Source organism: uncultured Solobacterium sp. (assembly GCF_963550625.1).
In the GTDB taxonomy this organism is placed as follows: Bacteria; Bacillota_I; Bacilli_A; order Erysipelotrichales; family Erysipelotrichaceae; genus Bulleidia.
Window position 1 is genome coordinate 13,177 of the sequence record NZ_CAUVCV010000013.1, and the last position, 24,376, is coordinate 37,552.

Sequence of the window (24,376 nt, forward strand, 5' to 3'; positions counted from 1 at the left end):
TCCATCTTTTTCTTATTCAATGTTGATTGCTTGATCATGATGTACAGACCATGCATACGCATCAATTTTTTTATTTGGGTAAATCAACTGTAATGCTTTTCTATATGTGTTGATTTGTTCTGTATACAATGATTTAATCTTAGATAATTCTGCATTATCTGTTTTAAAATCAATCAGAATTATTCTATCTTCTAAGATTGACACAAAGTCCATAATACCATGTATCTTTTCTTTTTCTGTTTGTACATAGAAAGGATACTCATGATGAATTTCACCTTCTGCCGCCTGGTGATAAATCTCTGAATCACCGAATGCCAATAGATGTTTTCGTTCTGTTGAAGAGAGATTTAAGAATACTAAATCATCTTCATTAAATAATCTTGATGGTAGTTGTTCAAAACATGCATGAATGCGTGTGCCATATTCTCTTCCAGCATTTGTTTCTGTTAGGTCTAATGCTGGTAAACTACTACCAAACTCAGTAGAACTTGGGGTTAATACTTCCTTCTCTTCTATACTTGTATATCCATAGTGTGGAAGTTCTGCAACCGTCTCTGTTTCTTTATGCTGTAGGAATACATTCCATGATGGATCAATATCAACCTGTTTCATAATTGGTTCATTTGCCATTGTACTAAGAATCAATCCAGACATACCATTACGGATAAGTAAATCACCTAGCATGAATTTCTTCCCACGATATGGGATTGGTTTTGGTAATGCGTCTACGATATATAGTCTACGTACCGCACGTGTAACCGCGACATATAAAATACGAATAAATTCTTCCGCATCCTCAAGGTTTGCTTTGTACTCAATCGCACGTTTATGGATTGTCTTTCGTTTTGCACGATATGGATTTGTACATAAGAAGTTTAATCCTAAATATAAATCATCATCGACATTGACAGCTTCTGCACTATCTCTAAACTGATTTGTTGCATTACTCCATAGGAATACATACTTATACTGCAATCCCTTTGAGTGGTGAATTGTTGTGACAGTAACGATATCATCTGCCGAGCCTTTTGAGACTGCTTCATTGGACACTTCATCTTCAACTGCTTTTAATGCATTTAAGAATTCCGCTACAGAGTTATACTTCGCAGATACTGTCATTTCAAACAGATAATCAAAATTTGACTGTTGACTGATATTTAGACGATTAAAGTACGTATTATGATTTGCAAGTTCTGATAACATTCTTGGAATACCATAGGTATCTGCAATTTCTTTATACATCTGTAAATCATCATAGATACCAAACTCTTTGGCGACCGCTTTGATTGAACCAAGTCGTATCTTTGCCTTGGCAATCTCTTCATCACTATAGTTATAGAGATTAGAAACCATGCATGCAAATAGAGCTGAATCTGCTTCTTCATCTAACATTGCAGTACATAGCGCGATAACGGTTTGGCATAATTCTGAGCGATAGAATCCTTCACGTGTATCAATACTATAAGGAATTCCCTTTGCTTCGAAGGCTGCTTTGAGATATGCTTTATCACCATGGCTTCGTAAGAGTATCGCAAAGTCATGGAAAGATGGCAGTTTTGTATCATTCTCTTTTGCAAGTTGAAGTTCTTGGTTATAGGTATCAATAATCTTATTGGCAATCCAATTTGCCTTAATCATCTTGATATCCTCATCTTCGTCCTCATCATCACTGACAATCGCTGTTTGATTCTTCGGAGTATAACTTGCAAACTCAATGAGTGCATCTGGGCTATCATTCTTTGGGAACCAGTCTACGATATCATCCTCACCATACTTTTCTGTACTCTCTTTTACATTCATAATCTTTTGAAAGAGTATATTTGTAAACTGAATAATACGTGCATCTGAACGATAGTTTCTCGATAGGATAATCTTCGCTGATGGTATCGATGAATCAATTGTTTCTTCAACAATCTTTTCTGACTCATTTAATTTTGAACGCATTAGCGCAGGCTTCGCCTGACGGAAACGATAGATAGATTGTTTTGTATCACCTACACGGAAGATACAGTTAGGGTTAGCGATCATCTCTATGATTGTATCCTGTAATTTACTTGTATCTTGGAATTCATCAATCATGACTTCTTGTAAGTTATCACGGATAACCTTTGCTACATTTTCGTGTTTTAGAATTTTATATGCATATCGTTCCATATCCGAGAAATACATCGCAGTATTTTCTTGTTTGATACGTACACAATTTTGATATGTATTCTTTGCAAGATTAATGAGGGCTGTATTGATGATCGAGGCATCTCTTGCGTCTGAGACAAAATCATCTTCGTTCAGTCTTTCCTCTGACAAATTCTTGAGTATCTTTTTCAAATGATCCATTGCACGTGCGTGTTCCGGATAGTTTTCTTTCTTATAGCTAGAAAGTTTTGTGTCATCCATCATTTGAATTTGTTGTTTATAGTTTTGATAAATTGCAAAGGTATAGGCAGAACTTTCATCTTCTGGCATTAAGTCAGCTTGTAATGTTTGAATCATATTTAAGAAAGTATCAAAGGCCGCAGAATTATCAATTACTTTTCCACGTCCATTAATAGCTTCCGGTAGCTCTTGCAGGATTTCTATATCACGTTGTAATACCGCTAGTTGTCCATATAAGGACGCAAAGAAATACTTACGTATATTGATATCGAATGCATCAAATGATGTAAAATTAGTTGAACTCGTTGAATCAAACTTTTCTGGATACATCTTGAGAGCATGGTTATACCATTCATCTGGATCTACGGATGATTCCGCATGACGATTGATTTTTACAACTGCATCATATAGTCCATTATAATCATCCGCACGACTAGAAAAATAGGAAGCGAGTGCGATGGTTTCCTGTGGACTTGCCTTATATGCATACTCTAACGCTTTCATGAATGCATCCCGTTGGATATTTTCATTCTGTCCACTTGAGAGAATATTCTCTGTCGTTGCTGGATCTAAACCAATAATGTTGTAGTACTTTTTGATAATAGACAAACAGAAAGAGTCGATAGTTGTGATATTCGCACTTGCAAGTGCGATAATCTGATCATCAATATACTGAATCAGCTCTTGATCTACAACTTCTTCTTTTTCTGCTAACTGTTTAATTTCATTTAATTCTTGGGCAACGCGCTTCTTCATCTCGCTTGCGGCTGCTTCGGTGAAAGTTAACGCAAGAATATGTGATAAAGGTACACGTGGATTATCTTCGATACATCTTTTTACCAAACGGGATACAAGTACTTTTGTCTTACCGGCCCCAGCAGATGCGGAAACGACAATACCCATCCCAGAAGAATTACAGGCAACAGACTGTTCTGCAGATAGTTGATTTTTCTCAGAGATTCTCATCTTCTTTTGCCCCCTTTGCTGCAATTTCTTCTTTATCTAACTTAAATGGAATATCTGCTGGAATACCCTCCACTTCCACTGCTGTTGGGATACGATATTCACCATTAAAGTGATACATTGCCATATATGGTAATGTTGTATTTTCAATTGGCGATAGTTCAATATTTCCACTTAGAACTTGCTCATGGAAATTTGCGTAGATTCCTTCGATATATGCTTGAATCTTATCAAAATCGTAAATATTCTTTGGACTCTTGATATGTCTAGCATCTATATCCACATCATCGCGATGTTCGTTAAAAATCCATACAGCACACTTTCTGCTCTTGATGAAATCTTCCTCTAAGCTATTTAGTAATGCTTGTTTTGGCATATCTCCACATTTATTGTAGATACGATTTAAATCGATCGTTTCATCCTTCATAGAGATATACTGTACTGCAGTTGGATTGTATTTCTTTCCTTGAAGATTATTTGCGACTATCATCATGTACGTTAACATCTGTAGACGTAGTCCCTGTTTTACTTCATCTTCACTAATTGACAATACAGATGATTTGTAATCAATGATCCGAATTAAATCTTGATATAAATCAATACGGTCAATAATACCACGGATATTTACATTACCAATCATTGTTTCAGGCAATCGATATTCAAAGTGCTCTGGAATAAAACTAGAATCTTTTTCTAAATCATGCATGAATGTCATAAACTTAGATAATGAATCTGCTAATCTTTCCAAAGAAATATCATAGAGATATTGTTCATTTGGGTGCGTTAATTTGAGTATATCAAAATATGGTCTGAGTAATTCTTTAATTTCAAGTGATGATAAAACATTTATTCCATCTTCTTGTAATGCATACTGTTTACGCTTTGCGCTTTCATGCATATATTTATTTTTATAAGAAGTTAATAACGTATACATGAAATGATGTTGAATATTACCAATTGTGATTGGATCAAGTTCCGAGAATTCTTGGTCCATAATGCCTAGTCCCTTTTGGATAAAGTATCCATATGGATTACGGTAGTATGACTCTACCGTACTAACAGAACCATTTAAACATCCTTTTTCATCTAGGAATAATTGTTGTGCAGTCTCTGGTGTTAATTCATGTTTTACTTCTGCATGATTATCCACAATCAAAATTGGCCATGGGTTATTTTCTTTCTTCATGTCCACTTTGGATTGTACTTCATAAGCTAGTTGCATTTCTTTTCCTTGGTAATCATTGGTGGAATAGGAATAGAAGATTTCTTCCGCCGAAGAATCAATCCATTGTAATGCGTTCATATAGTAACCATAACGCTGATTCATACTTGGATAAGATGGTATCTTTGCAAGGTAATCTTCATCAAACAAGCCATTATGAACTGGGAAACCTGGATAATTCTTTCCACTACACCCAATCACGTAAGTCCGTTCTTGTTTTTTCACTGGATGTGTTAAGTCTGTTACTGTACAGATTGCGTCTGTAAATATAGCACTATCTGAATGAATGCCCTCTAGCATATGCATGATAAAAGGGATGTTCTCCACATCATGTTTCTCACTTGTCAAAATAGACTGTAGAACGGTGCGTAACTGTCTACCTTCTTTCAGTTCATGTTTATTCTGTAAAATCTTTTGGTTACGAATAATTTCAAATGCATTCATCAACATTTCTTCAACTGTAGATGCTTTCATTAAGTTATCTAAATCTTGTTGGATATTGTTGAATAAATCATCTGCTCGCTCTTCAAAGTAAGCATAACGTGCAGATTCTTTTTTAAATACATCTGAGGATTCCAGATACTGTGATAAATGTTTTGGACACTCAACATCAACCAATACTTGGTCTAGATATTTTAAAACAGTAAATAAAGAATGATTCTGTTTTTGATCATCTACACCAAAAGCATCAATATATAAAGCTTTCATCAAGGCTTCTTTATTTTTTCGATATGCAAGATTGACTAATGCAACAAAGCGTTGAATCATTCTAGCAGATACATCATGATGTACTGTTGAAAATGGTATTTCATATCTTGCGAACACTTGTTGTACAACTGGATATTGTATCTTCCATGAAGTAAGTACCAAATTACATGTTCTTCGATAGGTTGCGATATCCTGTGCTATCGCTTCAATTTCTCGACGTGTACTCAATGCATAACGTAAGTGTTTTTGACTTGTTGTTATGTCAGTTGGTTTCATTTTGTCTTTGAGTTGTTCTAGGATTTCCACATAGTATGGATCTGCCTCAAAGAAAGGATATACTTCTACATCATCTTGTTGTAATTTCTGAACTGCGGTTTCCTTATTTTCTACATTCTCTTTTTCCACAAATGGTATTTCTAGTAGAATGCGGATAATTTCCTTTAATTCCTTTTCTTGTTCATTTGTCTCAGGTAGAGTATCAACTTGAATATTGCGTTGAATACACTCTAATACAAACTGAAAAATCTCCTGAATGAATGCAGGATAATCAAACATCTTTTGATAAATTGGAAACTCATTACTTCTCTTTTTTAAAGTATGAGAGATTTTTAACAGTGCCGCATATTTATCTGTATGTTTTTCTCCTAAAGCCACAGAAAGTGGAACCGCTAAAATATCCGCGACTACTCCATGATTATGTTTTGCGAGATCTTCGTAAATATACTCTTTTTGATAATTCGAACATAAAATTGTTTTCATATTTAGATTTTATCATAGGCAATCCTGCATATTTGTTAAAATATCCTATTTTATACAAAAAAATTGTGCATAGTTACTGGATTTTTCAAAAACCGCGTGCCTATAATTACATTGACAAACACTACATAAGCATCAGCGAACAATATAAAACTTAATACAATTACTCGGAGGGAAGTATTTATCATGGCAATTTGTGCTATTCTAGGCCAGAAGCTAGACAGTAGGAAAGACGGAGACGACTGTCTATTTAACGGTTATTTAGAAGATTATCTCAGCCTTAGGGAAAATGAGATTGATGACAATTTAAAAGAAACATTTGAAAAAGTTTTAGAAACAGATCCTGACACAAAAATTTGTGTGGACTTACACTGCGCCGTTAACGTTGAAGCAATTAGTAACCAAATCATCCGCTATAAAGATATCTGCAAGCTTAATGGAAAACCACTTGTGATTCCTTACATCTTGTATTTTCAACATGACGATGAAGATAGAGCTATTATCATTTATGACTGCAAGCAGTACGGATATATCTACGCAAAGGGCCTTTACTACTGTATGACAGAGCCAGCTGGTGAATTTATTGACTGCAAGAATGAAATCGTTGCGATTTCTTCCAAACAGGATACAATCTTAAAAGTTCTTAATCAATTATTCACTGTGAAAGCAGGTTCTATTCAACGCAGCATTGACCATGAACTTTTCCACGATTATGAAGAGTTAAAGGCCGCATCCAAAGAAGCTGCAAATGCATTAAAACTTGAAGCGATGGAAAAACTTCCTGCATTAGAAGATCGTACACACGCTATCTATCACTATGTAACAAACTGGTTCCTTTTAAAGAAGGTTCTCTATGTTCAATACATGGTAAATAAGAATATCTTATCTAGTGTTCACGAAAATAATATTAAGAAACAGAGAAATCAAGCAAAGATGAATTCTGAAGAAATTGATATTCTCAGTTTCAGTGAAATGTGGAGATTACCTAAACAAGAACCTCTTGCATAAACACACAACCTCGACTCTTCGTCGGGGTTTTCATTTACCCTAAATATTGAAATTAATGCCTAATTACGCGATATATGGTAACATTTTAAAGTAAAGAGGTGTTATATGACAAAGAAACTAGCTGTAGCAGCACTGCTCATGTTTCTGATTATCGCTACTTTAATCGGTAGTACGTTAATCAAAAATGATTTCTTAAATCCAGAAAAAGAGCCAGTCGTTACTACAACAGAAGATAAAAAAGAAGAGGAGAAGAAGGAAACGCCTAAACCTGAAGTTGATCCAGAAACAGATACACGCTTCAGCGATACAAACAGTATCCTACTTCTTGTAAACAAAAAGCATAAACTAGAGGAATCATATGTTCCATCTGACCTAACAACTGTCAATGTTAGTACGAATGGTAGTGAGTGGACTCTACGTAAAGAAGCTGCCAAAGCTCTTGAAGACTTATTCAAGGCCGCAAAAGAAGATGGCATTACTTTACGTCTAGGAAATGGGTATCGTTCCGGCTCATACCAGGGGCAGTTATATCAATCCAGTGTTAATCGTATCGGTGAGACAAGCACAAATAAAACAACCGCAAAAGCTGGCTATTCTGAACTACAGACCGGTTTAGCAGCTGCGATACTTGGTGCAGATACAACTACTGATTTCAATATCAGTTTTGCGAAATCTGATGAATATAAGTGGCTCCAAGAAAATGCCTACAAGTATGGTTTTATTTTACGTTATCCAGAAAACAAAGACTCTATTACTGGTTATTCCTACATGCCTTGGCATTATCGTTACGTTGGAAAAGAGATAGCTGAGCAGATTCACGAAGCTAGAGAAAACACAACATTTGAAGAATTCTTTGGCCTAAAAGGTGGAGACTACGAAAAAGAAAGCTAAACAACACAATAAATCCCAAAAGTAAAAAAAATCCCGTACGGCAATGGGATTTTTTCGTTTATTCTGTGAATAGCTTTGTTTTATCTAATGCTTTGACTAAGAAGTAACCAATGATAACTGAGATTAGTTCTCCGATTGCGACGAATGAACCATTGATTAATGTTCCTAATACAATTTCATTTGGCATAAATAGGTATGCAAGTTCTGCACCTACGAAGAAGAAGTTAAAGATTACAGGCATTAAACAAGCAAGTACTGGAATCCCATTTACTTTCTTATCTTTTAATACCCATGTGCAGTAAGCTGCACCGAATGTTGCGATTGTTCCGATGATCGCATCTAAAAATCCAGTTGGATTAACACCTAACATCGCACCAATTAGGTTTGTTAAGAAACAACCGAGTGTTACACCCCAAATAGATGGTTTGTAGATTAATGGAAGTAGTGTTAAAGCCTCTGCAATTCTTACTTGTACATTACCGTATGTAAACGGTGCTAGTACTAATGATACGACGGTGTAAATTGCCGCAATCATCCCAACCCTAGTTAAGGTCTTCATGTTCATAAAAATATCATCTCCTTATTTTCATTTAACGTCAGGTAGCCGCTACTGACGGGATTGTGTCCGGTTATTTATTTTACGCTATTCATTTTTTTCGTCAACAAGAATCTCCCTTTAATATATTCTCTTTTGAAAAAAGATACTATCCTTTTGATAGTATCTTTCCATGCGTGCATGAATTCTTTAATCACTCCAAACACTTTTAGCGATATCTTTGACGAGTGCGAGTTTTGCCCACTGTTCATCTTCTGTTAACTTATTTCCTTCTTCCGTTGACGCAAATCCACACTGTGGAGAAAGATATAAGTTCTCTAATGGTACATATCTAGCCGCATCATGGATACGTCTGATGATACGATCCTTATCTTCAAGTTCTGCCGACTTTGTTGTGATGAGACCTAATACAACCTTCTTTCCTTCTGGAATATATTTAAGAGGTTCAAATCCACCGGAACGTGCATCATCATATTCTAAGTAGAAGGCATCCACATCTTCCTTTGCGAAAAGATATGGTGCAATTGGATCGTATGCTCCTTCACTTGCATAAGTACTGTGGAAGTTTCCACGACAAACGTGTGTAGTAATAACCATATCTTCTGGATGATTTGCGATAGCCGCATTGTTAATCGCAATTTCTTCTTCCGCAATGAGTCGTAAACTTTCTTCTGTAATATTGAAATACTTCCAGAATGAACGGTCTGCGTAAAGTGTCCATGTACAATCATCTAACTGTAGGTTACGACAACCAGCTGCGTATAATTCTTGAATGACTGTCTGATATGCTTTCACAATATCAGCCTTTAATTCATCATCTGTTGGATAGAACTTTCTTGTCTCTCCAACAAACTCAGGTAAGCGTAATTGAATTAATAACTGTGCTGGTGAAGGAATCGTTTGTTTCGCAATTGTATTTTCATCTTCCTGTGCTTTTACAAACTTAAAGTGTTCTACAAATGGATGGTTTTCACCTGAAATCTTTCCTACCACAACAGCTGTTTCTGCTTTTGTTTCTTCATCGTGGAAGCGTAAACCCTGACTAGACTTCTGATAAGAGATTCCATTTAATCCCCAGAAGAAATCTAAATGCCACCAACCACGGCGGAACTCACCATCTGTAATTGTATGGTAACCAGCTTTCTTTTGTTTCTCGATGAGGTCAAGAATGTAGTAATCTTCTATTTTCTTTAACTCTTCTTTTGTAATCTCATTATTTTGGAACTTTTCCCTGGCGACCTTGAGTTTCTCAGGTCGTAGAAAACTACCTACGTAGTCATAACGGAATGGTACATGTTTCTGTGTCATAGTATTTGCCTCGTAATTTACCCTTCTCTAGATTTTTCCTCTATTCTTCATCTCTTGAATAAACATTGCCATTGAAACTGTCTTTGCATCAGGAATTTTCCCTTCCATAATGAGTTCAATCAGTTCCTCTAAACGATATTTATAGATTTGAATCTGTTCATCTTCATCTAAATGTTGGCCAATATAATGATCTACTTTTGCATAATATAAGTCGATCACTTCTGTATCATACGCAGGAGTTGGATAGATTTTACCCATGTATATCCAATCTTTTCCTGTAAAGCCTGTTTCTTCTTGAATCTCTCTTTTCGCTGTTGTCAGTGAATCTTCGCCTTCTTCTTTTTTACCAGCCGGAAATTCCAACGTCTCTTCTTGTTGTGCATATCTCCACTGTTTAACAAAGAAGAACTTGCCATCTGTATCTTCAAGAGCGATTCCAACACCACCAATGTGCTGTACAACTTCTCTTTCAACCGTTAGGTTATCTTCTATTTCAACAGTATCTTTATATACATGTAAGATATTACCTTCAAATATTTCTTCTCTTGTGAGTAGTCTATTCATATGTTATGCCTTCTCCATGCGGATATCATACAACAGATACATTTGAAATATCGTGAAGAATTGATGAAATACAAATAATCATTCATTGTTATCAATATTAGTATTTCATATTAAATTACATGCATGCATATATTAAATTATTTATTCATCATGCATTATACAATCTTAGAATGAAAATTATTTTCTGTTAGAAATGATAGTTTATTACATCATTTTCAGTATATTTTTCTATCATTTCTAACAGTATAGAAAAAATGTAAATATTTCATCTGATTATTGGGTTCATATTTTCTATTTTGTTCTATAATTAATATGTTCTATATGGGAGGAAAACTATGAACATCAAGAAAGCATTGGCTTCAGTTTTGACACTTGCTTTATTAGCAGGTTGTACAGGCGGTAACTCAACAGCTTCAAACACTACAACATCAACAAATGATAATGGTCGTAAACAACCTGCAGAAACAGGCTCTAAAGATATCGACACATTAAAGTTCCAATTTGTTCCATCAAGACCTGTTGATGAAATTAAGGCAACAACAGAAGGCCTCGATCAGCTCGTTATCGAAGCAATGAAGAAGAGAGGCTACAACATTAAGAATGTTGAAATCTCTGTCAGTGATTCTTATGAAGCCGCTGGTGAGGCTTTATCTGCTGGTTCAGTAGACGTTGCTTGGTTACCAGGTGGCACTTATGCATTATATTCAAACGAATCAGACGTTATCTTAACAGCTACACGTAAAGGTTTATCTAACGATTCCGAAAAACCATCCGAATGGAATGGCGATGCACATATGACTGTGAATAAGGATACTCCAGTTACATATTACAAAGGCTTAATCTATGCAGGACCATCCGAATATGGACAAGAACTTGCTAAGAAAGTTAATGCTGGTGAAGCATTAACTTGGGAAGACTTAAACAAGGCTAAGTGGGCTGTTAGAGACGTTACAAGTTCTGCTGGTTATATCTATCCTACAATGTGGTTAATGGACAACTACGAAGGTAAATCCATTAGTGATTTAGCTAACGTTACAACATTAGACTACGCTGGTGAATTCATGCAGGCTGCTGCTGGACAGATTGATGTTATCGTATGTTACGCTGATGGTCGTCAAGACTACGCAAAACAGTGGCAAGAAGAATGGGGTCGCAAGGATTCTATTTGGAATGAATTGAATGTTATCGGTGTTACACAGAATATCTATAACGATACAGTATCTGTAACAATGGCTAAGGAAGACATTTATAATAAGGAATTCATTGAAGCAATGCAGGATTCCCTCATCGAAATCGCAAATACAGATGCAGGCAAGAAGATCTTCGGTATCTACAAGCATACAGGTTATGCTAAGGCTGAAGATTCCGATTACGATGGAGCTCGTCAGGCTTTATCTGTAATTGAAAAATAAGATACAGATATTTATGTGGGCGATATTCGAAATATCGCCCATTTTATTTCGTTTTTAATGTATGATTATTGGGTAAATAATCTATATAGTGATGGAGAATAAACATGATTGAATTTAAAAATGTTTCTAAGACCTACCCAAATGGTACAAAAGGTCTACAGAATGTGAATCTAAAGATTGAACAGGGAGAGTTTATTGCGATTATTGGTTTGTCAGGTGCAGGTAAATCTACACTGATACGTACAATCAATCGCATGATTGATATTACTGAAGGTGAATTAATTGTTGATGACATCAATGTGAGTGAACTCAAAGGAAAATCACTACGTCGTTTTAGACGTAAGATTGGTATGATCTTCCAATCCTTTAACTTGGTAAGTCGTTCAACTGTTATCCGCAACGTTCTAACAAGTAATGTTCCAGATATGCCTTGGTATAAGGTTCTACTTGGAATCTATTCCAAAGAACAAAAAACTCACGCATTAGAAGCTTTGGATAAAGTTGGTATTTTAGAGAAGGCTTATAACCGTTGTGATGAGTTATCTGGTGGACAACAGCAGCGTGTCGCATTAGCACGTACACTCAACCAGAATCCTTCGATTATTCTGGCAGATGAGCCAGTTGCGTCATTAGACCCTATCATGGCTGATGTTGTTATGAGTGACTTTGCAAGAATCAACAAAGAAATGAACATCTCCATCCTATTAAATATTCACCATGTCGATCTAGCACTGAAGTACGCTACCCGTGTTATCGGTGTTCGCTCTGGTCATATCGTTTATGATGGACCAACCGATAAGATTACTAAAGAAATTCTGGATGAAGTTTATAACGGAAAAGCAATTCCAACTTCAAAGGATGATGCACAGGAAGTTGCAGGCAAGTAAACATGGCGAAACAGAAAATGTTAAAGACGCCATTGTTTGACAGAATCTTCAAACCTGAACTAATTACGCTGCCAAACGGGCATACGGTTGAAAGACCTCGCAGTAGAACCCCTTTGATTCTTCTGTTATTTACAGTTGTTGTGATTATCTCTATTCGTGCAACAGGTTTTGATTTATCCATCATTATCTCTCGTGCAAAACAATTAACTGTAATTCTATCAAAAATTTTCAGCCCAAATTTCAATTACTTTCCAAAAGTAATTTCACCGTTAATTGAGACCATACAGATGTCCATTGTTGGTACAATTGTTGGTTCATTAATTGGTTTACCACTCGCAATTCTCGCATCTAGTAATATCAATAAAAATAAACCAATACTACTTGTATGTCGTTTCATCTTATCTGTATTGCGCTCCATTCCAACTTTAATTTATGCATATATCTTTGCGTTAATCTTTAGTTTAGGTCCACTTGCGGGTACGGTCGCAATCGCTGTATTTACGATTGGTATCGTTGCGAAGATGTTATATGAAAGTATCGAAACAATCGATATGGGGCCATATGAAGCCATGCAATCATTTGGTGCTTCCACATTACAGTCCTTCTGGGCTGCGTGCATGCCACAAATTTTACCTACTTATTTAGCGGATTGCTTGTACTGCTTTGAAATTAATGTACGTGCATCTTCCATCCTAGGTTATGTAGGTGCTGGTGGACTTGGTATCTTAATTCGTGAACGTACTGGATTACGTGCTTACTCTGACCTCGGTATGATTCTGATTACATTATTTGTTGTCGTTTGGCTCATTGATATGATCAATGATTACCTGCGTTCAAAGTTATCTTAAACAGGAGGTCACATGTCAGAAAATATTATTGCCAAACTAAATGAAGAACCTAAAACCATTTGGGTTAGACTCATAACAGTTGCGATTGTTATAAGTCTTATGACTTGGGGTTCTCAATCTCTACACTTTAGTGGATTTACAGATTCAGGATTAAATGTCGCTAAGGGTCTTATGAATGGTCTATTACATCCGAATATCTCTCTCATATTTGATATGAGCGATAGTGGTATCCCATTCTTACTCTTACAGACAATTGCGATTGCGGTACTTGGTACGATTATCGGTGCGATTCTTGCGATTCCTGTGAGTTTCCTAGCATCCACAAATATTGTGCCTAAACCAATTGCGATGTTATTCCGTGCACTTATCCTGTTGATTCGTACAATTCCTGCACTCATTTGGGCTCTTGTATGGATTCGTGTTACTGGGCCTGGTCCATTCTGTGGTGTTGTAACACAGTCTGTATGTTCCATTGGTATGATTTCCAAGATGTATATCACAGCCATCGAAGATTTAAATACAGGTATTCTTGAATCACTTGATGCGGCTGGTTGTACAACATTCCAGAAAATTCGTTGTGGTATCTTACCACAGCTAAGTGCTTCCTTTATCTCTACTGCAATTTATCGTTTTGATATTAATCTAAAGGATGCGACCATCCTTGGTATCGTTGGTGCTGGTGGTATTGGTTCTCCACTCAATAACGCTATCTCATCTGGAAAATGGTCTAACGTTGGCGCATTCCTATTAACACTCATCTTGTTAGTTATCTTAATTGAGTATTGTTCTACAAAGGTTCGTGCTCGTTTAGCACATGGAAGAAAATAAATAGTAAAAGCACCTGCATGCAGGTGCTTTCTTTATTCTGTATATATACTTCTTAATCGTTGTAGTTCTTCTTGATTCATATGAAATTCTTTTTCAAAATAAGATTCTATACTTCCATATTCATTAAAGATTGCGTCTAGTACAATCTTTCCAATCTCTTCTGTTACACCAAATGTCATGCGGTCTAACTCTTCACGTTCTGGATGTTTCAGAATAATATCTTTATCTTCTTCTAATTTCTTTTGAATCGCTTCACGACGATATACATTTGTTAGAAGATAATCTTCCAGCACGATTTCTCGATCAACGCCTAACGCAAGTAAGATTAACATGCATGCTACACCAGTACGATCTTTACCGCTAGCACAATGAATTAAGATAGGCACATCACCCTTTTGGATATGCTCAAATAGAATGCGGAAGGCTTGGTTGTTAAAAGGCATTCTTGCATAATAATTTTTTAGTAATGCAAGTTGTTCCTTACCACCTTCACCGATACGATTCATCCCTTCGCTAGAGAAGTTAATTTCTTCGCCACCTTCAGAAACAGTTCCACTATGTTTAATCATCAAGATATTTGGAAACTCTGGATCTGGTCTTTGCAAGATTTCTTCGTTTGAACGTAGGTCCATGATGGCAGCTAATCCCAATCCTTTTAGAACTTCAATTTCAGATTCATTCATTCGGAATGGGGCACCACTACGATAAAAAACATTTTCTTTTACACTTCTACCCTCGGTTGTAACATACCCACCGAGCTGTCTAAAATTTAATTTATCTCGAAATCTAGTATCTTTTATCATCGCTTTCTATCCTCAATGTTATGGTATCATACCATGATTTGTGAATCTAACATATTTTGATGCTCAACATGTGATAAAATAATGTGGCAATTGAGTCATCAATAGAAATGAGGTTTTCATGACAGATCGAATTCGAATTTTAGCCACTTCTGATGTGCACGGGTACATCTATCCACACAGTTACGCTGACGGATCAAGTAAAGATATCGGTTTAGCCAAAATCAAAAGTTTAGTTAATATTCTTCGTGATGAGAATACACTCGTATTAGATAACGGTGATGTTTTAGAAGGTTCTCCTTTGATGTATCATCACTTTGTAAAAACTCCTGATGATGTCAGTCCTATCACACGTGCTATGGCTGATTTAAACTACGACTATATTAACGTTGGTAACCATGACTTTAATTATGGTGAAGAGGCTTTAATGATGCACCTACAAAATGCAGGTGCACCATGTATCACTTCTAACTTCTTCTATCACGGAAAGCCATTTGGTCCTAACTATGTTATCCGTCAAGTTGCAGGTAAGAAGATTGCCATCTTTGGTATCGTTACGCAATATATTCCACATTGGGAACAGAAGTCTCATATCAAACATATGCGCTTTGTGGATGCGTATCTTTCTGCCGAAGCGACTGTAAAGCTTATCAAACGTTTAGAAAACCCTGACTATATTATCTGCATGTACCACGGTGGGTTTGAACGCGATCTTGTAAATGGAAGATTAACGGAAGATGAAACTGGCGAAAATGAAGGATATAAGATTCTCAGAAATATCCGTGGTATCGATGTCATGATTTCTGGTCACCAACATCGTACAGAAGCTGGTAAGCTATTTGATACTTACTATACACAGACAGCAGCCAATGGTGCTGAACTTGCATGTATTGATATCTATCCAGATAACAATACAATTGAGCCACGTATTCTAAAGGCAGACATTGACGCTGATCCAGAGATGTTAAAGCTCTTTGAAACAGAAGAGGCTACTTGCCAAGCATGGTTAGACCAAACACTTGGTACAACAAATGTTGATTTACGTGTTACTGATGAATTCGATGCACGTCTACATAAATCTCAAGTCATCACTTTCCTCAATAAAGTCCAACAAGAAAAGACAGGTGCTGATTTAAGTTCCAATGCCCTCTTCCTTGGCGCAACAGGCTTTGGCAAAGATATTACAATGCGTAACTTAGTCAGTACGTATGTATATCCAAATACTACAGTTGTAAAGAAGATTACTGGTAAGATTCTACGTGAATATCTTGAAAAGACAGCTGAATTCTGGATGATTCACAATGAACATATCATTGTAAATCCATCCTATGATTGGCCTAAACCACAGCACTATAACTACGATATGGTAGATGGCATTGAATATACAATCAAAGTTTCTAACTCTGTTGGTCATCGCATTATATCTCTTACCTATCAAGGTAATGATGTAACAGATGATATGGAATTTACGATTGCGATGAATAATTATCGTGCAACGGGTGGTGGTAACTACAATATGATCAAAGAAGCACCTACTGTTTCTACTGATCTTTCCAGCATGGTAGAACTTCTTGCGAATTATATTCAGGAACATAAAATCATCGACTTTGAACCAGTTAACAATATCACTGTAATCAAATAAAGAAGTGACGATCTTTGTCGTTAGAACAAGGATTGTCACTTTTTCTTATACTATTTTATTTCATTAGATATTTTTGATAAATTTCTCAATCAATTGATTCACGATTTCCGGCTGATCTGTATTGGAATTATGTCCTGCATGATCAATCCACTCTACAGACTTTCCTGTATATTTCTCATACGCCTTTAGGTAACGTATACATGAGCCTGCATGATCTTCTTTTCCACAAATTACCAGAGTTGGACATTGTGGCTCATACGGTAAATTCTTTTCTACTGCATCTGCCAAGCATTGATATCCATGTGCAGCTAGACTAGCATATCTTTTTTTGTTACCATCATATACCTTCATCATTTTAAGCATTAACTGTTTTCCATATGTCGTTGTGGAAACACCATCTGAACCGACTTTTAACAATGATTTCCATGGATAAATCTGATAGATAGGTCCTACAACTTTTAATAACCATAGTTCAATTGCAGTATAGTACCTTCTTTGTAAAGATGGTGAATCTATCATCACAAGTCCTTTTAATTTATGGGGAAATAATTCGGCGTAAATTTGTCCTAGATATCCACCCATCGATTGGCCAATGATAACTGGATTTTCAATTCCTTCCTTCTCCAATATTTCATCTAGCCATTTTACTTCTGTAAATAAATCAAAGTCTAGTTCAAAAGGATATGATGCCGCATGTCCAGGTGCATCCCACACAAACACCCTATATTTATCTTCAAAACACGCTAGTTGTTTCTCAAATAATCTATAATCTGCTGTTAATCCCGGTAAAAATACTAATGTATATTCTGACTTAAACCCATTCTCATTTATCCAATAATGGATATTTCCTGATTTTGTTTCATAAATTTTCTCAATCATCACTATACCTCTATATTTTAAATGCTTGTAACTAGTAAAAAGAATGAATCATTTATTTGACTCATTCTGTTTCTTATCTGTTTTATCTGGTAAGAAGAAGATCTGTTCTCCATCTTTTGAGAACATGTAGTTAGAACGTGCATAACTCTCCACATAATCTGGGTCTTGGAGTTTTGTCTTTTCTTCAACCAGTAATTCATTTTCTTCTTGCATTTGAGCTAACTTTTCTTTAGCTTCTGCCATCTGCTTACGTAACTGTAGCGTTGTCATGATTTCTCTGCCAACCGCTAATAACATAGCCATCGCTAGGCCAAGTGCGATTAATGCGACGAATTTTGAATTTAGTTTCTTTTTTCTCTTCTTTGCCATGTCTTCCTCAATATAGTTTTTATAACACTATTCTGTTTCTACTTCAAGTGGAGAGGCTATCTTTTCCTCTGAGATAATCTCATAGAGTTCAGATGCGTCTTTCTTCTTTTTGACTTCTTCAACCGATAATACACGAACTGTAAGTTTGCGATTACCAAATGTAATCGACACAATATCACCTGCCGCAACATCATGTGCTGGCTTTACAATACGACCATTAATTTCGATACGTTGATTTACAGCTAACTCTTTAGAAACAGTTCTACGCTTGAGGATACGCGATACCTTTAAAAACTTATCAATTCTCATTTCTCATTGACTCCTTTGCGGCATAAATAATCTTGATTGCCAGGGAAATATTTTGTGCATTCTTTGGTAGGATAACGATGATTGTTCCATTGGTATAGCGCAAAGTCGCATCCTTGGATATCTTTGTAATCTTCTCAAAGAGTTTTACACCATCTGCTCTTTGTGAAAAGAGTGGAGAGAATGTTAATTCTGTCTGTCCTCGAATTTCACGATAGTTTTCTACAATCGGTTCTTCTAGTGCAAGGTCTAATTGTTTCTTTAGGAATAATGTGCTGACTTCTTTTGGTAACTTACCATACTGGTCGATAACATCATTCTTATAGGCTTCTAGCATCTTCTCATCTTTGATTGCGTCAATACGTTGATACATATCCAACTTATCAAAATCATCTGGTGCAAACTCCTCTGGAATATAGCTTGTTGTTTGAATATTGGTCTTTGGTTTTGGTGTAAGGTCTTCTTGTTTGCGACCATCTTTCTTGGCTTGGATTGCTTCTTCTAGCATTTCAATATACATATCAATACCTACAGTATCAATAAAGCCAGATTGGTCTGAACCAAGTAAGTCACCTGCACCACGGATCGTTAAATCTCGCATCGCAATCTTATATCCACTACCTAAACGAGCAAACTCTTTGACTGCAGTTAATCTCTTTTGAGCAACTTCTGATAATTGTCTACGTGGTGGAATTAGCAGATATGCATACGCTAGACGGTCGCTACGTCCAACTCTTCCCTTAATCTGATAAATCTGTGCTAAGCCAAAGTCTTGCGCATTATCCACAAGAATCGTATTCACATTTGGAATATCAATTCCATTTTCAACAATTGTTGTACAGACAAGAATATCGAGTTCCTTCTCAATAAATCTCTGCATGATATCCTCAATCTCTTCTTTGCCAAGTTTACCATGGACGATTCCAACTCTAGACTCTGGCACAAGATTTTGAATCGTTCTTGCGATGCTATAGATTTGGTCAATATTGTTATGAAGATAGAATACCTGTCCATTACGCGATAGTTCTTTTTGTATTGCGTCGCGGATTAAATTCTTATCTTTTTCTACGACATAAGTCTGTACACTATAGCGATTGAGTGGTGGTGTTTCTAGTAACGATAGCGAACGAATCCCTACAAGAGACATCTGTAGTGTACGTGGAATTGGTGTAGCACTGAGTGATAATACATCTACCCCATTCTTAAGTTCTTTTATCTTTTCTTTGTGTTCGACACCAAAACGTTGTTCCTCATCTACAACTAGTAGTCCAAGGTCTTTAAACTTTACATCCTTGGATAGTAAACGATGTGTACCGATAATAATATCTATCTTACCTTCTTCTAATTCCTCTAGTACTTGTTTTTGTTCAGTTGGACTGACAAAACGATTTAGTACTTTTACTGTAACTGGAAATTCCTGGTAACGTTTTTGGAAGGTGTGGAAATGTTGTTCCGCAAGAATTGTTGTTGGACATAGTACTGCAACCTGCTTATTATCACAAACAGCTTTAAAAGAAGCGCGGATTGATACTTCTGTCTTACCAAAACCAACATCTCCACAAACAAGACGGTCCATTGGTTTATTGCTTTCCATATCCTTCTTGATTTCCACGACTGCCTTTTCCTGGTCTGGTGTTAAATCAAAAGAGAACGAATTTTCAAACTTCTTTGTCATCTCATTATCTTTTGAAAAGGCAAAACCGATATGTTGTTCACGGTTTGCATAAAGTGTTAATAAGCGTTCTGCAATATCTTCAACATTACTTTGAAGGCGCTGTTTTGTTTTTTCCCAATCACCAGAACCAAGTTTATTTAACTTCGGTACAACCCCTTCTCTTGATACGAACTTCCGTACAAGGCGGAATTGCTCTAATGGTACTAATAACTCTGTATTACCACGATAGATAATCTTTAAGAAGTCTCTTTTAACTTTTTGAATCTCTCGATTTTCAATACAGATGTATTGTCCAACACCATATTGGGCATGGACAACATAATCACCTGGTTGAAGTTCATCATAACCATGAATGACTTCCGCATTACGGAACTTATTCTCATATCTACCTTTGTGGTGATGATAGGCAAAGATTTCCGCGGCTGTATATACCTTCAGATTTTCATCAACGATATAGAATCCTTGGGCAAAGGAGTTTGTATAGATATTGATACCTTCAACTGGTTCAGTATCATCTGTTAATAGATGATACGGTAGCTTCATCTCTACACATTTATCAATGACTGTTACAACTTCTTTTTCCGATAGTGCTAGAACAACCAACATCGGCTGATGAATCAGTAATAACTTTTGTTCGAGTGTTTCATTAGGAATATGTAATTCTTCAATATTGACTACATTCTCCGTAAATGGATCTTCTACAACTTTTTTACCATGCTTGGAAAGACTGTGGATATCATGCCACATCGCAAACTTCGGTAACATCTTCTCTTCTTGAACCATTTCTTGAATGTAGGTTACTGTTTCTTCATTTAATTTTTTCGCTGCATCCAGAATTAGTTGTTCATCGGAATAGACGATGAGTGGATTTTGCATGTAGTCCCAAATGCCTGCTGTCTTTGAAAGTAATGCCATATAGGAATACATATGTGATGCGAATACCTTCTCACGTAATGCATGCAAGTCTGATTCAATTTCAGCAGACAAAATTGGTTTATTTTCTTTTGATAATATTTCTTCAGATTTAGTACAGATTTCTTCAATCTGTTCGTCTGTAAAGAACACATCACCTGCTGGTATAATGGTAACTTCATTAGTATTTTCAATTGTCTTTTGTGTAGTTACATCAAAGAAGCGAATCGATTCAACTTCTGTATCAAAAAACTCAATACGAATTGGAGAATCATAGTTAATCGAATATACATCAACGATGCCACCTCTTGCGGCGAAGGTTAATGGTTGATCAATATGCGATGTCTTCTGATATCCACCAGATAATAATTTTTGTTTGAATGCATGCATGTCCAGCGTATCACCTGTCTGAATCGTGATACAGCGATCTTTAAAATCTTCTGGGAATGGTAATTGTCTTAACAAAGCGGATGGACAAGTAATCACTACTTGGTTTGGATTTGATAAAAGTCCTGCTAAGGTCTCTACTTTTTGTGCAGTTAATTCCGGGCTAGATGCGATAGCTTCTACACGTAATGATTCATCCGCACCAAAAAGAGCACAATCTTTTTCATCTAAGAGTGTCGCAACCCTCTCATAAAGACGCTGTGCTGTATAGAGATTCTGTTTTACAACCAGAATTGGTCGTGGCTTCTTTTGGAAAGAAGTCGCAATGACTAGCGCTTCCTCAATTAAAGAAGTATATGGAATTGGAGACTTTGCGTAATCCAACAGCTTTACAGCTGGATTATCCACCATTCTTTCATATAACCAATTTGGAATTTTCTGTATTGAACTTTTCAAGTAATCTCCTTTTTGTGTCTTCTTATTTTATCATCATTACCCTTTGAAAAACAGAAGAACACTTAATCCATCTTTCTCATAGATAAGAAAAATTGCCACAAACCATGGCAATTTTGATTTACTTCTTCTTTTCCTTGATGTTGTATTTGTTCATCACTTTATCTAAAGGATCATTGACCCAAGCAGCTGCCGCATCTGCAGCGATAGAGATGATACGTTCAAATTCTTCTCTTTCAGCCTTTGGAACTGGGGATAATACCCAATCAGGAACCTTTGCGTGATTTCCTGGCTCGCTATGACCAACACCAATTCGTACACGTGCAATTTGGTCTGTTCCTAATGCATTGATAATTGACTTCATACCCTTCTGTCCACCACCAGAGCCATTCTTACGAATACGTAAAGCACCAACTGGAATATCCATATCATCATGTAAGATTAGAATATCCTCTGGTTGTAACTTATAGAACTTCACCGCTTGTGAAATTGCACTACCCGATTCATTCATATATGTAAGTGGCTTCATAAGTGTTACTTGTTCGCCATTGATTCTAACGCTAGCGATAAGCGCATTCCACTTTTCTGATGTAATGGAAGTTCCTAACTTTTCAGCTAGCTTGTCCACGGCTAGAAATCCACTGTTATGTCTTGTCTTCTCGTATTCCTTGCCAGGGTTTCCTAAACCTGCAATTAACTTCATTACTTCTTATCCTTCTCTTCTAAATCCGCATCTGTTAATTTTTCTAAGACCATTGTCTCGGATAGATTTTCAGATGGCTTCTGATCTAACTTTTCGATATCGCTATCTGTTAACTTCTCTAATACCATTGTCTCAGATAGGTTTTCTTCAGAAGGAGATTTCTTGTTTTCTACAACTTCTGTTTCAACAGTATCTTCTGTAGTGCTATCTAAAGTAATATCTAAACTTTGGATCCATCTCTTACCAACACCTGTTTGTGCAAATTGTTCTAACATTGGTTTTAGTTCTTCTTGTTGATCGAACTTAGCTTGGTCTTGATAAATCTTATAGAGTGTAGCGTTTGCGAGATTCTTATAAATACCAATCATAGTTCTAGAATAGATATATCCTTCATAGTCACCTTCTAATAGCTTTTCGAAGAATGTCTGACCACGGTCATCTTTAAAATCATAATATTTATCAAACTGGTCTGATAATGCCTTTGATAGTTGATTTCCTAATAATTCTTCATATGGTTGTAACTTTGCATGCATGTTTGCACGCAAATCATCTCTACCAACATGATGTAATACATTTGGAATTGCTAGATATAAATAGAAGAATGAATCTTCATTTGTGTCAATTGACTTAACACCCTTCTTATCTTCAATTAAAGAATCAATATCTAGTTCTTGTAATGTAGTATCAAATTTGTTAAAGTCTTGGTGATATGCACATCCCCAAAGTTTTAATACACGTCCTTTATTGGCAAATTCTGGATCATTTACAGTTGAAATTAATTGATCCACACGATTAAAGAACATCTCCTTCTCATTGATTAAGCGCACTGCGTCAATAATCATCTTATTTTTTCCATTACGCTTTGATGAAAGAAACATCTTTACTACTAAATATGCCATTGCAATATACATTGCGATTGTTACAAATCTTGCTGGGTTCATATTTTTCCCTCCCGTACTTATCTATATATTATACAGAAATATCCTAGACTTGTTCAAAATTTGCGAATCATTTGTTATATGGTAAAATACCTATACATATTTAATGTATAAATATATAAAGGAAAAACGTTATGGAAAACGAAAAGAAGATAAAAACGAAATTTCTCAGTGTTCCTACACTGCTTAAATTCTTATTACTAGTATCTGTATGCTTATTCTGTGTGGCTCTTTACATCAATAGTCATCCAGAATTATTAAAGAAAGCAACACCTACTCCAGAGCCTACGGCTGCTGCTTCAACAGTAGAGCCAACTGCATCCGCTTTACCTGCCCATTTGACAGATCCTAACAGTGTTACGGTATTGGTTGATAAAAATCACTCCCTTTCACGTGACTTTGTTCCTGCAAATCTAGCTTCTCCTTATTTACAGAGTACTGCAGATGTCATTCAAATCCGTCAGGATGTTGGTGATGCGGCTAAATCTATGATTTCCGCTGCAGAAGCTGCTGGTATTAAACTTTATGTTACTGCTGGATACCGCTCTTATGATGAACAACAGACACTTTATGAAGATCGCGTTAGTAAGTTAGGTGAAAAAGAAGCCTCTGATACAACTGCGAAAGCAGGTTATAGTGAAAATCAGACAGGTTTAGCACTCGACTTTACAGATACAGCGACTGGTACAAGTTCTGTAGACTTCGCAAATACACCTGCTGGTAAGTGGTTATATGAAAATGCACATACTTATGGATTTATCCTACGTTATCCTGATAAGAAGCAGGATATTACAGGGTATAGCTATATGCCATGGCATTACCGCTATGTTGGAACTGATGTTTCTACTGCAATGTATGAACAAGGTGGCACTGATTTAACATTTGAAGAATTTTATCAGATAACAAAGTAGAAAAACTCTACTTTGTTTTTTACCTAATGTAAAATAACTTGGGGTTTTAGAAAAATCTGCTTTAAAATTACATGGGG

Annotated in this window: 20 protein-coding genes; 8 read left to right on the forward strand and 12 right to left on the reverse strand. The window is 36.2% G+C overall.

All coding sequences use genetic code 11. The annotated features are described in order from the left end of the window. Window positions 1-12: 12 nt before the first annotated feature. Together RYK16_RS06820 and RYK16_RS06825 are read right to left on the reverse strand one after the other, a co-directional pair. Window positions 13-3,339, reverse strand: a complete 3,327-nt coding sequence (locus RYK16_RS06820) for a UvrD-helicase domain-containing protein (RefSeq protein ID WP_314851522.1) — start codon at window positions 3,337-3,339, stop codon at window positions 13-15. Next, window positions 3,326-6,025, reverse strand: coding sequence for a PD-(D/E)XK nuclease family protein (locus tag RYK16_RS06825; RefSeq protein ID WP_314851523.1), 2,700 nt, complete (start codon window positions 6,023-6,025; stop codon window positions 3,326-3,328). Before RYK16_RS06825 ends, RYK16_RS06820 begins: the two co-directional genes overlap by 14 nt. A 183-nt stretch (window positions 6,026-6,208) precedes the next feature. Here RYK16_RS06825 and RYK16_RS06830 point away from each other — a divergent pair, with 183 nt between their 5' ends. Then, window positions 6,209-7,030, forward strand: coding sequence for a hypothetical protein (locus tag RYK16_RS06830; protein WP_314851524.1), 822 nt, complete (start codon window positions 6,209-6,211; stop codon window positions 7,028-7,030). A gap of 105 nt (window positions 7,031-7,135) precedes the next feature. After that, window positions 7,136-7,921, forward strand: a complete 786-nt coding sequence (locus RYK16_RS06835) for a M15 family metallopeptidase (RefSeq protein ID WP_314851525.1) — start codon at window positions 7,136-7,138, stop codon at window positions 7,919-7,921. Window positions 7,922-7,979: 58 nt separating this feature from the next. Here RYK16_RS06835 and RYK16_RS06840 read toward each other — a convergent pair whose 3' ends face one another. The 3 genes from RYK16_RS06840 to RYK16_RS06850 form a co-directional block, all read right to left on the reverse strand. Next, window positions 7,980-8,486, reverse strand: a complete 507-nt coding sequence (locus RYK16_RS06840; RefSeq protein ID WP_314851526.1) for a QueT transporter family protein — start codon at window positions 8,484-8,486, stop codon at window positions 7,980-7,982. A gap of 180 nt (window positions 8,487-8,666) precedes the next feature. Continuing rightward, complete coding sequence (locus tag RYK16_RS06845) at window positions 8,667-9,785, reverse strand: 5-methyltetrahydropteroyltriglutamate--homocysteine S-methyltransferase (RefSeq protein ID WP_314851527.1); 1,119 nt, start codon at window positions 9,783-9,785, stop codon at window positions 8,667-8,669. 27 nt (window positions 9,786-9,812) lie between these two features. Further along, window positions 9,813-10,349 carry an NUDIX hydrolase gene (locus RYK16_RS06850; protein WP_314851528.1) on the reverse strand — a complete coding sequence of 179 codons (537 nt, stop codon included), beginning with the start codon at window positions 10,347-10,349 and terminating at the stop codon, window positions 9,813-9,815. Window positions 10,350-10,684: 335 nt separating this feature from the next. Between RYK16_RS06850 and RYK16_RS06855 the strand changes: the two genes are divergently transcribed. From RYK16_RS06855 to phnE (RYK16_RS06870), 4 genes are all read left to right on the forward strand, one after another. Beyond that, window positions 10,685-11,761, forward strand: a complete 1,077-nt coding sequence (locus tag RYK16_RS06855) for a PhnD/SsuA/transferrin family substrate-binding protein (RefSeq protein WP_314851529.1) — start codon at window positions 10,685-10,687, stop codon at window positions 11,759-11,761. Window positions 11,762-11,859: 98 nt separating this feature from the next. Next, window positions 11,860-12,648 carry a phosphonate ABC transporter ATP-binding protein gene (phnC, locus tag RYK16_RS06860; protein ID WP_399554534.1) on the forward strand — a complete coding sequence of 263 codons (789 nt, stop codon included), beginning with the start codon at window positions 11,860-11,862 and terminating at the stop codon, window positions 12,646-12,648. Window positions 12,649-12,650: 2 nt separating this feature from the next. After that, a complete protein-coding gene (gene phnE / locus RYK16_RS06865; protein WP_314851531.1) occupies window positions 12,651-13,496 on the forward strand; it encodes a phosphonate ABC transporter, permease protein PhnE in 846 nt (281 codons plus the stop codon). A 12-nt stretch (window positions 13,497-13,508) separates the two neighbouring features. Continuing rightward, complete coding sequence (phnE, locus tag RYK16_RS06870; RefSeq protein ID WP_314851533.1) at window positions 13,509-14,324, forward strand: phosphonate ABC transporter, permease protein PhnE; 816 nt, start codon at window positions 13,509-13,511, stop codon at window positions 14,322-14,324. A 32-nt stretch (window positions 14,325-14,356) separates the two neighbouring features. On the opposite strand, the gene RYK16_RS06875 is transcribed toward phnE (RYK16_RS06870), so the two are convergent. Beyond that, entirely contained in the window at window positions 14,357-15,127 is a 771-nt protein-coding gene (locus tag RYK16_RS06875) for a tyrosine-protein phosphatase (protein ID WP_314851534.1), read from the reverse strand. A 118-nt stretch (window positions 15,128-15,245) separates the two neighbouring features. Here RYK16_RS06875 and RYK16_RS06880 point away from each other — a divergent pair, with 118 nt between their 5' ends. Further along, on the forward strand, window positions 15,246-16,766 hold the full coding sequence (locus RYK16_RS06880) for a bifunctional UDP-sugar hydrolase/5'-nucleotidase (RefSeq protein WP_314851535.1): 1,521 nt from the start codon (window positions 15,246-15,248) through the stop codon (window positions 16,764-16,766). A 63-nt stretch (window positions 16,767-16,829) separates the two neighbouring features. Here the strand turns inward: RYK16_RS06880 and RYK16_RS06885 are convergent, their stop codons facing one another. The 6 genes from RYK16_RS06885 to RYK16_RS06910 all read right to left on the reverse strand — a co-directional run bounded on the left by RYK16_RS06885 (window position 16,830) and on the right by RYK16_RS06910 (window position 23,391). Then, window positions 16,830-17,645, reverse strand: coding sequence for an alpha/beta hydrolase (locus tag RYK16_RS06885; protein WP_314851537.1), 816 nt, complete (start codon window positions 17,643-17,645; stop codon window positions 16,830-16,832). Window positions 17,646-17,693: 48 nt separating this feature from the next. Continuing rightward, window positions 17,694-18,014 (reverse strand): septum formation initiator family protein, encoded by a 321-nt coding sequence (locus RYK16_RS06890; protein WP_314851538.1) that lies wholly within the window; start codon window positions 18,012-18,014, stop codon window positions 17,694-17,696. A 27-nt stretch (window positions 18,015-18,041) separates the two neighbouring features. Further along, on the reverse strand, window positions 18,042-18,323 hold the full coding sequence (locus tag RYK16_RS06895) for an RNA-binding S4 domain-containing protein (RefSeq protein WP_314851539.1): 282 nt from the start codon (window positions 18,321-18,323) through the stop codon (window positions 18,042-18,044). Continuing rightward, the gene (gene mfd / locus RYK16_RS06900; protein WP_399554535.1) at window positions 18,313-21,705 is read right to left on the reverse strand and encodes a transcription-repair coupling factor; all 3,393 of its coding nucleotides are present in this window, start codon (window positions 21,703-21,705) and stop codon (window positions 18,313-18,315) included. The genes RYK16_RS06895 and mfd overlap by 11 nt, the downstream gene beginning before the upstream one ends. Before the next feature lie 163 nt (window positions 21,706-21,868). Further along, the gene (gene pth / locus RYK16_RS06905; RefSeq protein WP_314851541.1) at window positions 21,869-22,450 is read right to left on the reverse strand and encodes an aminoacyl-tRNA hydrolase; all 582 of its coding nucleotides are present in this window, start codon (window positions 22,448-22,450) and stop codon (window positions 21,869-21,871) included. After that, on the reverse strand, window positions 22,450-23,391 hold the full coding sequence (locus tag RYK16_RS06910) for a hypothetical protein (protein WP_314851542.1): 942 nt from the start codon (window positions 23,389-23,391) through the stop codon (window positions 22,450-22,452). Before RYK16_RS06910 ends, pth begins: the two co-directional genes overlap by 1 nt. Before the next feature lie 131 nt (window positions 23,392-23,522). On the opposite strand from RYK16_RS06910, the gene RYK16_RS06915 reads away from it, so the two are divergent. After that, window positions 23,523-24,299 (forward strand): M15 family metallopeptidase, encoded by a 777-nt coding sequence (locus RYK16_RS06915; protein ID WP_314851543.1) that lies wholly within the window; start codon window positions 23,523-23,525, stop codon window positions 24,297-24,299. The last annotated feature ends 77 nt before the right edge of the window (window positions 24,300-24,376 follow it).

Bases quoted from the DNA above. Each gene is read 5' to 3' on its own strand.
- RYK16_RS06825 (WP_314851523.1), bottom strand. From the start codon at position 6,025: ATGAAAACAATTTTATGTTCGAATTATCAAAAAGAGTATATTTACGAA.
- mfd (WP_399554535.1), bottom strand. From the start codon at position 21,705: ATGGTGGATAATCCAGCTGTAAAGCTGTTGGATTACGCAAAGTCTCCA.
- RYK16_RS06875 (WP_314851534.1), bottom strand. From the start codon at position 15,127: ATGATAAAAGATACTAGATTTCGAGATAAATTAAATTTTAGACAGCTC.
- phnE (WP_314851533.1), top strand. From the start codon at position 13,509: ATGTCAGAAAATATTATTGCCAAACTAAATGAAGAACCTAAAACCATT.
- pth (WP_314851541.1), bottom strand. From the start codon at position 22,450: ATGAAGTTAATTGCAGGTTTAGGAAACCCTGGCAAGGAATACGAGAAG.
- RYK16_RS06895 (WP_314851539.1), bottom strand. From the start codon at position 18,323: ATGAGAATTGATAAGTTTTTAAAGGTATCGCGTATCCTCAAGCGTAGA.
- RYK16_RS06850 (WP_314851528.1), bottom strand. From the start codon at position 10,349: ATGAATAGACTACTCACAAGAGAAGAAATATTTGAAGGTAATATCTTA.
- RYK16_RS06855 (WP_314851529.1), top strand. From the start codon at position 10,685: ATGAACATCAAGAAAGCATTGGCTTCAGTTTTGACACTTGCTTTATTA.
- RYK16_RS06890 (WP_314851538.1), bottom strand. From the start codon at position 18,014: ATGGCAAAGAAGAGAAAAAAGAAACTAAATTCAAAATTCGTCGCATTA.
- RYK16_RS06830 (WP_314851524.1), top strand. From the start codon at position 6,209: ATGGCAATTTGTGCTATTCTAGGCCAGAAGCTAGACAGTAGGAAAGAC.
- RYK16_RS06915 (WP_314851543.1), top strand. From the start codon at position 23,523: ATGGAAAACGAAAAGAAGATAAAAACGAAATTTCTCAGTGTTCCTACA.
- RYK16_RS06820 (WP_314851522.1), bottom strand. From the start codon at position 3,339: ATGAGAATCTCTGAGAAAAATCAACTATCTGCAGAACAGTCTGTTGCC.
- RYK16_RS06880 (WP_314851535.1), top strand. From the start codon at position 15,246: ATGACAGATCGAATTCGAATTTTAGCCACTTCTGATGTGCACGGGTAC.
- phnE (WP_314851531.1), top strand. From the start codon at position 12,651: ATGGCGAAACAGAAAATGTTAAAGACGCCATTGTTTGACAGAATCTTC.
- RYK16_RS06910 (WP_314851542.1), bottom strand. From the start codon at position 23,391: ATGAACCCAGCAAGATTTGTAACAATCGCAATGTATATTGCAATGGCA.
- RYK16_RS06835 (WP_314851525.1), top strand. From the start codon at position 7,136: ATGACAAAGAAACTAGCTGTAGCAGCACTGCTCATGTTTCTGATTATC.
- RYK16_RS06845 (WP_314851527.1), bottom strand. From the start codon at position 9,785: ATGACACAGAAACATGTACCATTCCGTTATGACTACGTAGGTAGTTTT.
- RYK16_RS06840 (WP_314851526.1), bottom strand. From the start codon at position 8,486: ATGAACATGAAGACCTTAACTAGGGTTGGGATGATTGCGGCAATTTAC.
- RYK16_RS06885 (WP_314851537.1), bottom strand. From the start codon at position 17,645: ATGATTGAGAAAATTTATGAAACAAAATCAGGAAATATCCATTATTGG.